This window comes from Elusimicrobiaceae bacterium (genome assembly GCA_017528825.1).
Taxonomy (GTDB): domain Bacteria; phylum Elusimicrobiota; class Elusimicrobia; order Elusimicrobiales; family Elusimicrobiaceae; genus Avelusimicrobium.
Window position 1 is genome coordinate 19,890 of sequence record JAFXOI010000041.1, and the last position, 15,652, is coordinate 35,541.

At 45.5% G+C, this 15,652-nt stretch carries 12 protein-coding genes; 11 read left to right on the forward strand and 1 reads right to left on the reverse strand.

What is annotated here, in order from left to right:
* The first annotated feature begins 7 nt into the window (after window positions 1-7).
* Genes deoC through IKN49_07210 form a run of 11 tightly spaced genes read left to right on the forward strand, consistent with a single transcriptional unit; the run spans window position 8 to window position 14,383 of the window.
* Entirely contained in the window at window positions 8-652 is a 645-nt protein-coding gene (deoC, locus tag IKN49_07160; protein MBR3632816.1) for a deoxyribose-phosphate aldolase, read from the forward strand.
* Complete coding sequence (locus IKN49_07165) at window positions 649-3,255, forward strand: ATP-binding protein (GenBank protein ID MBR3632817.1); 2,607 nt, start codon at window positions 649-651, stop codon at window positions 3,253-3,255. Before deoC ends, IKN49_07165 begins: the two co-directional genes overlap by 4 nt.
* Window positions 3,252-3,701, forward strand: a complete 450-nt coding sequence (locus IKN49_07170; protein ID MBR3632818.1) for a hypothetical protein — start codon at window positions 3,252-3,254, stop codon at window positions 3,699-3,701. Before IKN49_07165 ends, IKN49_07170 begins: the two co-directional genes overlap by 4 nt.
* Window positions 3,698-4,807 (forward strand): hypothetical protein, encoded by a 1,110-nt coding sequence (locus IKN49_07175; protein MBR3632819.1) that lies wholly within the window; start codon window positions 3,698-3,700, stop codon window positions 4,805-4,807. The genes IKN49_07170 and IKN49_07175 overlap by 4 nt, the downstream gene beginning before the upstream one ends.
* A gap of 1 nt (window position 4,808) precedes the next feature.
* Window positions 4,809-6,344 (forward strand): YifB family Mg chelatase-like AAA ATPase, encoded by a 1,536-nt coding sequence (locus tag IKN49_07180; GenBank protein MBR3632820.1) that lies wholly within the window; start codon window positions 4,809-4,811, stop codon window positions 6,342-6,344.
* Complete coding sequence (dprA, locus tag IKN49_07185; protein MBR3632821.1) at window positions 6,341-7,459, forward strand: DNA-processing protein DprA; 1,119 nt, start codon at window positions 6,341-6,343, stop codon at window positions 7,457-7,459. Before IKN49_07180 ends, dprA begins: the two co-directional genes overlap by 4 nt.
* 17 nt (window positions 7,460-7,476) lie before the next feature.
* Window positions 7,477-9,732: a type I DNA topoisomerase gene (gene topA, locus IKN49_07190; GenBank protein MBR3632822.1), complete on the forward strand. Its 2,256-nt coding sequence runs from the start codon at window positions 7,477-7,479 to the stop codon at window positions 9,730-9,732.
* 10 nt (window positions 9,733-9,742) lie between these two features.
* Window positions 9,743-10,630: a tyrosine recombinase XerC gene (locus tag IKN49_07195; GenBank protein MBR3632823.1), complete on the forward strand. Its 888-nt coding sequence runs from the start codon at window positions 9,743-9,745 to the stop codon at window positions 10,628-10,630.
* Window positions 10,627-11,589 carry an ROK family protein gene (locus tag IKN49_07200; GenBank protein MBR3632824.1) on the forward strand — a complete coding sequence of 321 codons (963 nt, stop codon included), beginning with the start codon at window positions 10,627-10,629 and terminating at the stop codon, window positions 11,587-11,589. Before IKN49_07195 ends, IKN49_07200 begins: the two co-directional genes overlap by 4 nt.
* Window positions 11,590-13,764 (forward strand): LPS export ABC transporter periplasmic protein LptC, encoded by a 2,175-nt coding sequence (lptC, locus tag IKN49_07205; GenBank protein ID MBR3632825.1) that lies wholly within the window; start codon window positions 11,590-11,592, stop codon window positions 13,762-13,764. It abuts the gene before it with no gap.
* A 49-nt stretch (window positions 13,765-13,813) separates the two neighbouring features.
* Complete coding sequence (locus IKN49_07210) at window positions 13,814-14,383, forward strand: thymidine kinase (protein MBR3632826.1); 570 nt, start codon at window positions 13,814-13,816, stop codon at window positions 14,381-14,383.
* Window positions 14,384-14,438: 55 nt separating this feature from the next.
* Here the strand turns inward: IKN49_07210 and IKN49_07215 are convergent, their stop codons facing one another.
* The gene (locus tag IKN49_07215; GenBank protein MBR3632827.1) at window positions 14,439-15,464 is read right to left on the reverse strand and encodes a prepilin-type N-terminal cleavage/methylation domain-containing protein; all 1,026 of its coding nucleotides are present in this window, start codon (window positions 15,462-15,464) and stop codon (window positions 14,439-14,441) included.
* Between the last annotated feature and the right edge of the window lie 188 nt (window positions 15,465-15,652).

Here is a 15,652-nt window from a genome sequence, read left to right on the forward strand (position 1 = left end):
GTTATTTATGAACTTGGCCAAATACATTGATCACACCCTTTTGAAACCGCAAGCCTCCCAAGCAGATATGGAAAAACTCTGCCAAGAGGCGCGTCAATATGGCTTTTTTAGCGTATGTGTCAATCCGTACTGGGTGCCGTTTTGCAAAGCACAACTAGCCGGAAGCGACGTAAAAGTATGCACGGTCATTGGTTTTCCTTTGGGAGCTACCCCGACGGAAGTCAAAGTATTTGAAGCCAAAAAGGCCTTGGCTGACGGGGCTGATGAATTGGATATGGTGGTCAATTTAGGGGCAATTAAAAGCGCCAATTGGGACTATGTGCTTTCCGATATAAAAGCCATCCGCCAAGCCGGAGAAAATTTTACGTTAAAAGTGATTATTGAAACGTCCGTATTAACAGACGAAGAAAAAGTAAAAGTTTGCCAACTCTCTGACCAAGCCGGCGCCGATTTTGTCAAAACTTCTACCGGTTTTACCGGCGGTGGAGCCACGGCTGCCGATGTGGCTTTAATGAAAAAATCCGTTAGACCCCAAGTGCAAGTAAAAGCCTCCGGCGGAGTACGTACTCGGGAAGATTTTGATGCTATGGTAGCGGCCGGAGCCACCCGTATCGGAGCCAGCGCCGGCGTAAAGATTATCGAGGGAAAATGATTACAGAGTGGGATATCGTTTCTAATTTAGATCCTTCCAGTTCCTCTATTCAATACACTTTGTTAATAGATGGAACAGAGCAGGACGCGCGGCTTATTGCCAAAAAATTAGAAGGCTATGTCCAAGCGCCACAACCGGCTTTAGCTCCGTTTGTATACCGATTTGATTTGCCGGCAGATTTAGATGAGGACACTTTAGAAAAGCTCCGCGTCGCTGTGCGGGAAGGGATAGAACAAGCCAAAAAAGTAAATGAGTTTGTGCCGGGAGGATCTTTAGGTAATCCGCTATTTAACGCGGAGGCAACGCAGGAGGATAAAAATTTCCCGACGTTTATCACCTTGGATCCCTCTGAAAGTTTCTTCGAGGCAAAACAAACAAATACAATGGATATCCCCTTACCGCAAGAGGCAGAGTCCGTAACAGAACCGGAAGCCGAAGCTGAAACCGAGGCCGAAGCCGAAGCTCTGCCAGCGCAGGAAGAAGATCTTCCTTCTCCGGAAAAGATGGACGTACAAGTACAATCTGTGCAAGCGGAAGAATTATCAGACCAGTTTGTCGCAGAAAATGCACAAGTTCCGTCGGATTTACCAAAGCCTGAACCCGAACCTGTAAAAGAAGCGGAGGCTTCTGCTCCGGATGCCCAACAGCCGCTAGACGATATTTTGTTGGCAGAAACAAAATACGATATGTTCGTAGACCTTGAGCAACTGGATAAACAGGCCGCCGCCAAAAAAGCCTCTTCCCAAGAAAAGGCTCCTGCAGATACGCAGGAAGACGCTTTTAATATCTTTGACCAAAAAATCAAAGATCAAACCGCTTTTATTGACTTAGCCGATATTACGGGAATTACCGAGCGCATTACACAAAAAGATTTGGAGTTTGTCAAGCACGCTACCGTGCCGCCGAGCCCCGCTCCTTCAGTACCCACACCGGATGCGCCCACCGAAGATACCGAAGAAGTATTGGACCCTTTTGAACAGTTATTAGCGGCCGCTTCTGCGCCCAAACAGCCGGAACCTACCGCAGAACAACCGGAAACACCTCAAACTATTGAGCCGCAAGAACCGCAGTCGGATCCCAAACCTGCTGCTGTTGTGCCGGCACCTGCTATGGAGGAAAAAATGAATACAGAAAATCCAGGGGAAAAGAAAACTTTTATACACTTAAAACACAAAGCTCCGGAAGCTCCCAAACCGCCGACGCCTCCAAAGCCCGAAGCTCCCGCCGCACCGGCAGCTCCTGCGCCTAAAGCACCGGCAGCTCCTGCGCCCAAGGCACCGATAGCTCCGGCACCAACATCTCATATGCGTCCGGCCAAACGTCGTTCGGCTCCGGCCGCTACATTTTTGGAAAAGACCCATACGATTGACCATTCCATTCAGATTCCTTTGACAGAACTCAATCAAAGCAATTGGTCTTTGGAAGTGCCTTTAGTTCCCACATATACCTTGGAAAACATGACGATTTCCATTAACCGTTTTGCCCATGCAACGGCTATTTCCGTCATTGATAATCCGGGTAAAATGTACAACCCACTGGTTTTACATGGTGCTAGCGGCACAGGCAAGACCCATTTCCTGCATGCAATCGGGTATGCGTTGTCTAAAAAACTAGGTCAGGAAAACGTATTTATCACTAACGGGGTGCGTTTATCCCGCGGTATACAACGTTACATTAGTGAAGGCAATTTGCAAGAATTTGAGGATTTCACCTCTAAAATGAAAGCCTTGCTCATTGATGATATCCACTTGATTTCCGTCAATGAACAAAATCGGGCGCACTTGTCTAAATTGCTGCACGACTTCCGTGCCCAAAACAAACAAATCGTCATCACTTCCAAATATCCGCCGGAAAATTTGGCAAAACTGGAAGAATTATTGGATTTCAAGTTGGATTCCGGTTGGATTTCCGAGTTGAAACAAGCCTCCGGTCCGGCCCGCTCACGCATCATTCAGAAAATGCTGGTCAATAACGGAATTAACATTTCCAACGATGATGCCAACCGCTTTTTCGGACACCCCAATATATCTTTGGGAGCTGTTTCCCGTAGTATCCGGCGCGTACGAGTACTGGAAAAATTAATTTTCCCTGACCAAGAGCCCTCTGCGCAATCGGCGCTTTCAATCTTTGACCAATTATTAGCCACCAAGGGAGAAGATCAAACCAGCTTGATTTCTCAAAAATCCGTCAATGATATCCATTCCATTTCCGTTACGGGAAAAGGAGAGTGGGGACGCATTGGATTTTTCTACCCACAGAATAGTTCTAACATGATGAATTGGCTGGTGTTTGCCTTGCAACAACGCGCCAAAGAATTGGGCATTCCCGGTGGGCCGGAATTAGCCGTACGCTCTTCCTACACTACCGACAATATCATTTCTTCCGCATTCAAAATTGCCAACTTGTGTGATAATAAAAAATTGAAAGGGGCGGTCATTTTAGGCCCTCACACAGATTTGTGCGAACCCTCTGTGCGGGATAATTTTTATGATATTCTTACGCATATGTTGGAGATTATGCTCATTCGCTGTGGCGTATTAAATACAGAAGATGCGGCAGCTCCCAGTACGTATGTTAAAATTCTAGCGGAGTTACTCAGATGAAAAAACTAAGTTATTTACTTATTGCTCTGTTGTTCCTCGGGGCCTGTGCCAGCCATTTGAAAACAGCCGTCAAAGATGGCGCTATTGCTCCTAAATTTAATGATACCCTTGTAGACAGCCAATACCTGTGGGTGCGCGGTTTCGGGGCGGCTAACCCCAAACACACGTCGGACTCTCAGCGCCGTATTTTGTCGCGCGAGGCAGCTATTGCACACGCCTATCAACGTGCCACGGAAGTTATCTACGGAGCGTCTTTAGAAAGCAATGTGCAAATTGTAGACGCCGTGTCTGACGGATCTAGCATTCATTCTTCGGCTCAAGGAGTTTTACATAATATGGAGCTAGTTTCTACCGAGTATTTGGATGACGGAGGATGTAGCGTCATTATGCGCATCAGCCGCGACCAATTACAACAAGCAGGCACCTCTTTACCGGAGCATAAATGATGAAAAGATTATTACCTCTTTTACTCATTGCACTTTTCTGTTGTAATGCTTGCCGCGTGCTACACATCGGCCCCAAAGGAGAAGGCGAATATGTAGTAGCCGAGTCTTTGGTCCCTTACGATGAAAATAACATCGCGTCCATGAAAAAAGAAGGCGAATTGGCCGCCCAACGCGCTGCCGTGGAAAAAGTGGCCGGCGTATTCCTTTCTTCTACTACCACTGTAGAACAGGCGCAGTTGATTGAAGATAAAATATCCTCTAAATCTGCCGGATTTATTCGCCGCGGTTACGTGCAAAAAGCCTATCGCAAAGGAGACCAATGGTATACCCGTGTGCGCGTGATGGTACTCATTAAAGATATTAATGATGTCATCAAACAAGCAGATCCGGATACTTTTGCCAAGAAAACAGCTATTTTGGTTACTTCGCGCGAAGTAATTAACGAAGAAGTATCTTTGAAACAAGACTGCAAACAAGCTATTTACCGCGCCTTAAAATCTCAGCCTTACTCTTTGGTAAACGGGGATAATTTAAGCCAAAACAATTTGGAAGATTCCACCGCATTAATCGATAAAGCCCGTCAAGACGGCGCACGCTTTATTGTGATTGCCGATGTGGATGCCGCCCCCTTACAAGCATTGCCCGGTATTAGCTCTCCGTTTAAGACCTACCGCGCACGAGCGAACTTAAAAGTGGCTTCTACCAAAAATTATCAAATTGTGGCTGAAGCGGCGGACCAAGTCAGCGGGTTGGATCCGCTAGAAAACATTGCCGCGCAGAAGGCCATTTCCGGTGCGTGTGAAAATGCGGCCAAACAACTGATTGACAACATTAACTCCGCTATTAATTCTGCCACTACTTTTAATTTGGTGGTACAAAATGTACACAACGTTGAACGGCTGAAACAATTGCAGGATATCTTCAAAGACATGCGCGAAATTGAAGATTATAACTTGACCAAATACACCAATTCATCAGCTTATTTTGAATTGTTGGCCAATATTGACTCTCCGGAAGAGTTAACTGCTAAGATTATTCGCCAGTACAATGTAAATTTTACCGTCATCGATATTACACCACAAAAGATAATACTGTATTTTATTTGATATGCTGGCCAATGTACAAACCTGCACGCTAAAAGGTATAGATGGTTTTGAAGTAATGACAGAGGTGGACATCTCTTCGGGGTTGCCCACCTTGTCCGTGGTAGGTTTGCCCGATGCCGAAGTAAAAGAAAGTAAAGATCGTGTCATGGCTGCTATCCGCAATAGCGGCTTTGATTTTCCTCTCAAGCGTATCACTGTCAATTTAAGCCCGGCAGAACTGCGCAAAAGCGGCACCCAGTTTGATTTGCCTATTGCAGTAGGTATTTTGGCCGCTTCTGAAGCCTTGTCTCCGGCCGCCATTGCAAAACTCAAACAACTATTATTTCTGGGAGAACTAGCTTTGGATGGATCCTTGCGCCCCTGCGCAGGCATTTTGCCCATGCTAATTTCCACCAAAGATAAATATACCGCTGTTATCCCGCCCGATAACATTTTGGAAGGGAAAACCTCCGGTGCTATGTTTGTCACACCGCGTACCTTGCGGGATTTAGCCAATTGGTTAGAAGGAAAAATTCCCGACAGCGCGGTTCAAATGGCTTATATCCCGCCGGAAACAGATGAGACAAACAATCTATTGGATTTTTCGGATGTAAAGGGACAAGCCGTTGCCAAACGAGCTTTGGAAATTGCGGCTGCGGGCGGACACAATGTGCTGATGATTGGCTTGCCGGGTACTGGTAAAAGTATGCTGGCCAAACGTTTCCCGGGCATTTTGCCGCCCTTAACCGATGCGGAAACCTTAGAAATTACCAAGATTTATTCTGTATGTAATTTAATTCAGCAAACTAAACGCCTTTCCGCACGCCCTTTCCGAGACCCGCATCACACTATTTCCGATGTGGCACTAATTGGCGGCGGTAGTACTCCAAAACCGGGCGAAGTATCCTTGGCTCATAACGGTGTATTGTTTTTAGATGAATTTGCGGAATTTTCCCGCTCTACCCTGGAGGTATTACGCCAACCGTTAGAAAATGGTTGCGTAACGATTTCCCGTGCCAAAGAAACAGTCACTTATCCGGCGCGTTTTACCTTAATTGCGGCCATGAACCCTTGTCCGTGCGGCAATTTGGGCAGTTTGCACACCCCGTGTACTTGTTCCCCTTTACAAATTAACCGCTACCGCTCCAAAATTTCAGGCCCTTTACTCGACCGCATTGACTTAACCGTACAACTCAATCCCGTCCAGTACACGGACTGGAACAAGACCGCCGAAGGAGAAACCTCTGCTCAAATCCGCGCGCGTGTCATCGCTGCCCGCCAACGCCAAGAAAAGCGTTTTGCCGGCACGCCCACCACTGCCAACGCGTTTATGACTCAAAGACAAATGAAAGAGTTTTGTGTTTTACCTTCCGGCGCAGATCAAATTTTAGAAGCGGCCATGCGCAAATTCGGCCTCAGTGCACGTAGTTTAGATAAAGTACTCAAGACAGCGCGCACCATTGCTGATTTAGAAGGGAAAGACAATATAGAAAACGCCCATTTAATTGAAGTACTGCAATACCGACCGCTAGACCGCAAGGGGGTCCCGGATTTATGAGCATCTCTGCACAAGAACGGTTGGCACGCATCCGCATAAATGCTTTTTTATATTTTCGGGCCGATTGGCTGCAACGACTGATTGATATTTTTGGTTCTGCCGAAGAAATTCTCAAGCAAAATGCAGATACGCTGGCACGGGAAGCCCAAATGAATCCTTCTACCGCCGCGCACTTCTTACAAGAGGCTTTTGCCCTTGATCCGGAAGAAGAACTGGCTAAAACAGAAAAATACGGCGGACGAATTTTAGTGCCGGAAGACGAGGAATATCCGCAATCTTTTCGAGATATAAAAGAAGCTCCGATTGCCTTGTATGTACTGGGCAAACTACCGCAAAACAAGGCCTGCATCGCCATGGTAGGTACCCGCAAAATTACCGCTTACGGACGCCGCGTTGCCAACACCCTATCTACAGATTTGACTCAAGCCGGTGCCGTAATAGTAAGTGGGCTGGCGCGCGGAGTAGACAGTGAATGTCACGCTGCCGCGGTCCGTTTACATAAACCCACCGTAGCGGTAATCGGTACCGGTATCGGACGTTGTTATCCCCCCGAAAACAGAGAGCTTGCCAAAGCTATTTTACAGCACGGGGGTGCTATTATTTCCGAACTTCCTTTTCATAAACCGCCGCATGCTTTTCACTTTCCGCGCCGGAACCGATTAATTGCCGCTTTATCGGAGGTAGTAATCGTCGTGGAAGGGGAAGTGAAATCCGGGGCGCTCATTACGGCTAAATTAGCCTTGGAAATGGGAAAAGACGTATTAGCCGTCCCCGGCCCGATTGACAGCCCGCAAAGCGGCGGCCCCAATCAGCTTATTCAAGATGGAGCAGGCGTTGTCACTTGCGTAAAAGATATAATAGACTATATACCGCAGCCGGAGCTGTTTGATTTACAGACTCCCGCTAACGCCGTTGCTGAGAGCACCCTTCCGGAGGGACTAACAGAACTGCAACAAAAAGTGTTGACACAAATCGGCTCGGGCGAAATGACGGCCGATCAATTAGTAGAAACCTTACATTTATCCGTACCGGAAGCGGCCGCGGTGCTATTTGAACTGGAAGTTAAAGGCATATTAGCCTGTAATAACGGGTTATATGCTAAAAGCAAATTTTAATTTTTTGGAGATACCATATGCCCACAAACAACGTGAAAGGAAAAAAATTAGTTATCGTAGAGTCTCCTACCAAACAAAAAACCATTAGCAAAATTTTGGGTAGCGATTTTATTGTACGTAGCTCTTTCGGCCATGTGCGGGATTTGCCCTCCCATGATATGGGAGTAGATATTGCCCACAATTTCAAACCCACCTATTTACCGGTGGAACGCGCCAAACGATTAATCAAAGAATTGGAAACCGTAGCTAAAAATGCGCCTGAAATTTACTTAGCTACCGACCCTGACCGCGAAGGAGAAGCCATTGCGTGGCACTTGGTAGAACTGTTAAAATTACCCAAAGAACGCTATCAGCGTATTTATTTCCATGAAATTACTCCTGCCGCTATCAAAGAATCGTTTGCGCATGCCCGCAAAATTGATGAAAATTTGGTAAATGCACAACAGGCACGACGCATTTTAGACCGGATTGTCGGATACAAATTATCCCCCCTCTTGTGGAAAAAAATTACTTCTGGTCTGTCGGCCGGACGGGTACAATCTGTAGCGGTACGATTACTCACGGAGCGCGCCAAAGAAATTGCCCAGTTTAAGCAACAGCCCTATTGGACACTAAAAGCACAATTTGAAAAACCCAATACACAACCGCTATTTTGGGCTCGCCTGTTAAAATGGCAAGGAAAAAATGTAGAACAGACCAAAACCTATCACCTGTTTGCAGAAGACTACAAGGTCAAAAATACTGTTTTTGATACGCCGGAAACCTTGGCGCTCGTAAACGCCTTGTTACGGCAGGGCCCCTGCACGGTAACTAAAATTGAAAAGAAAGCGGTTAAACAAAAAGCCAAACCCCCTTTTATTACCAGCTTACTGCAACAAGATGCCTATAACAAGCTCGGTTTTGCCTCTCAAAAGACCATGATGCTAGCGCAGAATTTGTATGAAGGTATTACGATTTCCGGCCAAACAGTAGGGTTGATTACTTATATGAGAACCGACTCTTTTAACGTATCTAAATTATTACAGGAACAAACCAAAAAATTTATTGCATCCAAGTACGGAGAAGAATTTGTACCGGCTAAACCCAATGTGTTTAAGAGCAAAGTCAAAGGAGCACAAGAAGCACACGAATCTATTCACCCGACCGATGTTAACCGTACTCCGCAAAGCATGAAGCCTTATTTAACACCGGATCAATATAAACTATATGAACTAATCTGGTTGCGTTTTGTGGCCAGCCAAATGGCCGATGCGGTATTTAATACGGTTACGGTGGATATTCAAGCGGGTCCTTCAGATGATTGTTTGTTACGCGCCGGCGGCAGAACGGTTAAATTCCCGGGATATTTGTCTATTTACAAAGACGAAGAAGAGTCTGAAAATGAAGAAACAGCTCTCTTGCCGGAACTGGCGGAAGGGGACGCTTTGACCTTAAAAGAAATTGCCACTAAAGACCATCAAACCACTCCGCCGCCGTATTACAATGAGGCCAGTTTGATTAAAACATTAGAAAAGCATGGTATCGGGCGTCCTTCCACCTATGCTCCTACTATCAAAACGATTTTAGACCGCAAATACATTGCCCGGCAGCCCAAAAGCAATAAGTTGGTAGCTACCGAGCTGGGTATTACAGTCACAGACAGTTTGAAAGACTTCTTCAAAGAAATTATGGACCTGTCTTATACGGCCGGTGTAGAAGAGAAATTGGACGAAGTGGCGGAAGGCGGACAGCAATGGGTGGACTTGCTCAATCAGTTTTATACCTCCTTTCAACGCGAATTAGACGAAGCCGATAAAGGTATGCAACGCCCGCAAGCCAAAGAGACGGAAGAAAAATGCCCTATTTGCGGAAAACCCATGTTGCTAAAGACCAGTCGTTTCGGGCAGTATTTAGTCTGTTCAGATAAGACGTGCAAAGGAAAAGTTAATTTAAGCAAAGAAGGCGAAAAAATTGCACCGGAAAAGACAGACGAAGTATGTGATAAATGCGGAGCCCCCATGGTCCTACGCACCGGACGGAGAGGAAAATTCTTAGCTTGTTCGGCCTATCCTAAATGCAAAAACACTTATTCGGTTGATGCCGACGGAAAGAAAGTGGTTTCCTCCGGTCCGATAGTGACCGATCATATTTGCGACAAATGTGGAAAGAAAATGGTGTTGCGTAATTCCAAACGGGGTTACTTTTTAGGTTGTTCCGGCTATCCAAAATGTCGTAACATTGTGACTATTTCTGAGGAAGAAATAGCGAAAATAAAAGCCCAACAAAATTCCTAAGGGAGCGTTTATGAAGGAATGGGTGGAAGCATTTTTGCTTCATCTGCACAATCAAAATTTTTCCGCATACACGTTGCAAAATTACCAACGGGATTTGCAACAGTTTATGCAATTTTGTGCCGCCCGAAAACTCACCCGTCCGCAAGATTTTACGTTGCAAACCGTGCGTACCTTTTTGGCCTCTTTAGCCACGCATCAATATGCCCGCAATACCACTTTACGCAAGATAGCTGCTTTGCGCAGTTTTGCTAACTATCTACTGGAGCAGGGCGTTTTGGAAACTAATCCTTTCAAATTGTTACCGGCCCCCAAACGGGAACGGTTACTACCTAAATTTTTGAACATACAAGAAACAAACCGTTTAATTGATACCGCCGGCGAAAAAGGCCTCTTTGCTTGCAGAAATCGCGCCCTGATAGAACTTATTTATTCCAGCGGACTACGCCGCAGCGAAGTAACCGGACTTAAAATCGCGGATATTGATTTTTTCAACGGAGTCGTGAAAGTACTCGGCAAGGGTAACAAAGAACGCTTTGTACCCGTGACAGATGCCGCTTTGGAAGCCTTGCGTACGTATTTGGCTTCCCGTCCTCATCCGCAGCCGACTGATGCTCTTTTCTTAAACAAAAACGGCACTGCGCTTACCGGAGATGGTTTAGCGTATATCTTTAAGAATTTGGCTATTTCTTCCGGAATTGCTCGGCGGGTAAGCCCGCATAGCCTACGGCATTCTTTTGCCACTCATTTGCTTAATAATGGTTGTGATTTACGCAGTCTACAAGAAATGCTGGGACACAAAAGTTTACTGGCAACTCAAGTCTATACTCACGTGTCCTTAGATAAGTTAAAAAGCGTGTACGAGCACGCTCATCCCAAGAACAAGGAGCCTCAATTATGATTGGTATTGGCGTAGATATTGGCGGTACATTTGTAAAACTGTATGTAATGAATGACAAAGGAGAAATCCTGCAAAAAGACAAAGTAGAGACCAACTACGAGCACGGGGCAGAAAATTTCCTAAAGCAAATTGCGGATTTTATCAACAAAACCAAGACGCGCTATTCCGACCAAACTGTAGCTGTTGGAGTAGGAGCTCCGGGAGATGTAGACAATCAGAATGGGGTTCTGCGCTACAACCCGAACTTAAAATTTAAGGACGTTGATGAATGGCCGCTGGCAGATTTATTATTGCAACACACCGGTATCAGACCGCACGTAGCCAATGATGCTACTTTAGCGGCTTGGGGCGTATACGAAAAGGTTCTTAACCGTCAGGCTAATAATGTACTCGTCATTACGCTGGGAACGGGAGTAGGTGGGGGGCTCATCCTAAATAAAGAGCTTTATCAGGGCTCCAACGGTACAGCCGGAGAAGTAGGGCACACCAAAATTGCCAGCACAAAAACAGGCCCGCAATGCGGTTGTGGTGCGCGAGGCTGTTTGGAAGCGTTTGTGGGGACCATTGGCATCAAACGGCGCGTAATGGAAGGCGTTTTGGCTCATCCGCAATCCTTGCTGGCTAAAATGGTGGAACAAGAAAAGAATTTCAAAATCGAACTGGTATCGCGCGCGGCCGATAAAGGCTGCCCGTTGGCCCTTAAAATTTGGGAAGATACCGGCTTTTTCTTGGGTATCGGAGTGGCCAATATCTGCTTGGTGTTGGATGTAGATACGGTAGTTTTGACCGGTGGCGTATCCGGAGCGGCTCCTTATTTCTTGCCGGCTATGGAAAATGTACTGCATCATCAGCAAATCCAAACTCCGTTTAGGAAATTAAAATTGCAGGTATCGCAAGATCCCAACATAGGCGGCGTGGGAGCTGCTATGTATGCTATTTATAGGGAAATGCACAAATAAATGAAACGTTTTGTCTTCTTTCTCGGTCTAGTGGCATTGGTCGGCACTCCTTTGTGGAGCGCTCCGCGTACCTTGCCTGCCCCCGAGAAAGAAGATGGGATTATTTATTTTTCTGCCGATGAGGCCTCGGCCGAACCTTCCGCTAAAAAAATTAACTTAAAAGGTAATGTACATATCGTCCAACAAACACCGGACGGACAATTACGTACGGCAACGGGAGAAGACATTACCTTTGACCAACTCAACACCACCATTTCCTCCAAAGGCCCCATGAAAGTGGAGGGCATGGGTGGCACGGTGGAAGGAAATAACGTTTCCGTCAATTATCAAACTAAAGATTTTTACGCCGAGAATATACAAACCGAATACCCCCCTTTACGGATTCTATCGGCTCAATCCATTTCTTCAGACAACGGTACACAACGATTAAAAAAAGCGGTATTAACTTGCTGTGATTTAACGCCGCCGCACTATACCATCACTTTAGGAAATCTAAAGGTGTCCCCGGAAAAACGTCTTTTTGGTACCAATGCGGTCTTTAGACTGGGCAATGTTCCGGTCATGTGGCTTCCGGTGTATTGGCGCTCTTTAGAAAGTAAAAAACCGTGGACTACTTATGTAGATTTTACGCAAAGCAATGATACCGGTTTTGGATTGCTGACTTCTAACGTATTAACCGAAGTCCCTATTTTCCGGCCCAAAATTAATTTAGATTATTACACCAAATCCGGCGTCGGAATGGGACTAGAACTCATGGCCAAAGAAACCGAAACTTTGAAAGGAACCGGTGAAGTCTATTATATTAATGACCATGCAGAGCCGGACAAAGACCGCACTGTAGATGGGCATCCTTTCCAATTACAAAACACCAAACGTTGGGGCATACGCGGCGGATACTGGTGGGAAATGTATGATAGTTCGGACCATTTCAATAACCCAGATGGGGCCTTGTATCAATTCCAGACACAATTCCGCATGGTATCAGACCCTTATTTTAACGACTCCTTTTTCCGCGGAAACCCCTATATTTTTATGCCGGACCAGCAAACCAACTTTTCGCTTTCCCGCCAAAGCCGGAAATCTACCCTGCGCGTAAGCTATACCCAACAAGATATTTTTGATTGGAAAAAAGGCGATTTTATTGCACAAGAACGTAATCTACCACAGCTTGAATATACGATCTTGCCCTTCAAAGATCCTTTACTCGGCTTAACCCACCACATGGAATTGCAATTTAATAACACTTCTCTTATGGAAGAGAGTTGGCATCGGCAAGGAAATGCGCGCTGGACTACCGAGAAATCCATCCGTATTTCTCGTAATTTAACCTTTTTGCCTAGTATATTTTATGACCAACACGTCACCTTAGAGGATCCGCAATATCAGGATAAAAATGCATGGGTAGGCCGCGTGGGAACCAAATTGAATATGCAAACCAATACTCTGCTGGGCTCTACCGATTTTGGCTACGAATATACCCGCCGGCTTTCTACCGGTACCATTCATTTAGACCATACCTCGGCCGATCGAGGGGAAGAAGTCAACCGCCTCTACATACAAAATTATTTCCGCCCGACTTTCCAAACCTATATACGCTTGGGAGCCGGATTTAGTCTGATTAATCATGACGGCCAAGAAAAATCGTGGCAGCATCTCAAACAGCGCATTGAACCTTTCTTGGCAGAAGCCGGTTACACCACATCCAACGGTGCCATACACTTATTTGTGCGAGATTTATACGACATTGCCCAACACAATCAAGCCCTCATTGCACAAAGCAATTTCTCTTTCTGGGGCCAATACTTAGCACTGGGTATGTCCAATTTTCAGGACCACATAGACGCTTCCTCCAGATATCAAACTTTTTCGGACCGTTATTTCTTTACCTCTCTGTTAGGATTGCATTTTCCAAATACCTCGTGGCAAGTCAGTTTAGGAACGGATTTCCAATTGGAAAAAGGTAGTTTGCAGGCTTATAACAAGCTACTGCGTTTAACCAAACATTTCCATGACGCTACTGCCGAAATTACCGTCAGAGACCGAAATGACAATTTGTCTTTTGCATTCCGCATTAATATTTTATGCGGGCAAGACAAAAACGCCCAAAAGAAAACCCAAAGCCAAGACCAATACTACTATCCGTGGCGTAGCGAGAACGATCTGCGCGATATGTAGTACAATAATTTAAAGTTAATATAAGAGGAAAACCATGACCCCGAACCTGATGTTTAAAAAGCAAGGCTGGATAGAAGTAATTTGCGGATGTATGTTTTCCGGTAAGACCGAAGAACTCATCCGCCGTGTGCGTACCGCGCTGATTGCTAAGCAAAAAGTACAGTTGTTTAATTCCAAGTTAGACACTCGCTATGGCATTGGCAGTATTATCAGTCACAACCAAAATAAAGTGGATGCGCTATGTGTCAAAAATTCCGCGGAAATTTTACCGCTGATTGATAAAGACACACAAGTCATAGCTATAGATGAAGTGAACTTTTTCGACAAAGGCATTATAGAAGTATGTGAAAAACTGGCCAATCAAGGCAAACGCGTCATTGTGGCCGGTTTGGATACCGATTACCGTGCCGAGCCCTTTGAAGTAACTGCCGCCCTGCTGGCTAAGGCAGAATTTGTCACCAAAAACCATGCGGTTTGCACCAAATGCGGCAACCCTGCCACTTTTACGCAACGCACCACGAAAGACACCAAGCGTATTGTAGTAGGCACCACAGACGCTTATCAAGCGCGTTGCCGCCGCTGTTATAAAAAACCCAAAGAAAAGAAAGTGACGAAATAGTTTAAACGATCTACTCCCCGCTTATTTAAGCGGGGAATTTGATTTTTTATAAAAACTAATCCAGAAAATTATTTTTGTCCATATAATACGGGTCGCAGCTCTTACCACGCGATTCGCAAGATGGAGCACTCCCGCAATACGCCCCACAACAACAAGAGGTTTCATCGTAAGAGGTGGCTTTTCCACTCTGTCCGTCTTGCCAATGTGTGCCACATGCACCTGATACATTGGCATAACAAATTGAACCATTTGTAAATTGACTTTGAAAACAGGCTCCGTCACCCCACTGACCGCGTGTATTAGACACACAAATACTACCATTCGTAAACGTAGTATTACTACAAGTATGAAGTCCCCCTACAAGACCAACGCATGTTCCTCCCGTAAAACTCACACCGTTACCTTGGCACCCCCACTCCATATCCGCCAAACAAACTGTCTCGTCTCCAAATATTCCAGATCCATTTTTAACACCGCACAAATCGGTCCCAACTATAGCTGCTGATCCTAGGTTATCGCATTTTGTGGCAGTGTCCTTGTAACATTTTGTTTTGCTTGTACTCCAACTTCTATTTGCATTATCACACGTGGCTTTGTCTATGTCTTGGTCTAATAAATAACCGGTGTAGCCGTCTTGACTCGTTAATTCTTGCCCCATTAATAATTTTCCACAAAGTCTGTTGGCACGCTCATCTCCGATGGCCGCTTCACAATGCAACTGTCCGGCGAATTTCGGATTATCATCTAAGTAACTAGCCAGTCTTACATTGGCTAGTTTGCTATTTGTAACTCTGATTACATTCGGCTCAGAGGTGTTATTAGGTGTGATTAAGCTAAATGTTAAATCAGCATTTTCCATAGTTACATCCAAATTAGCCATGGTGTTGGTATATTCACCGTTGCTCATTTTAATGGCTTCTTCGGCATCTTTAATGGCTTTGGCCCCGGGTAACATCGTGCTCCAATGGCTCTTATCCACTGCCCCTTGATACATAGGGATAGCAATGGCGGAAAGTACTCCTATAATGAGTACGACGACTAGTAATTCTACTAGTGTGAAGGCATGTTTGTTCTTTTGCATACGAGTCTCCTTTTTAACCTGTTCTTGGAAAATGTACGCAAAAAAACGGCTGTTACACTTGAGTCAGTCTGAGAGCCTCAATCATAACAGCCGTAGTTTGCCATCGTCTTGAGACGATGGCAAACATTCGGCACAAAACATACGGGTAATTAGTCCGTATATTTTGCGCCTAAAACGACTGTCTTTGG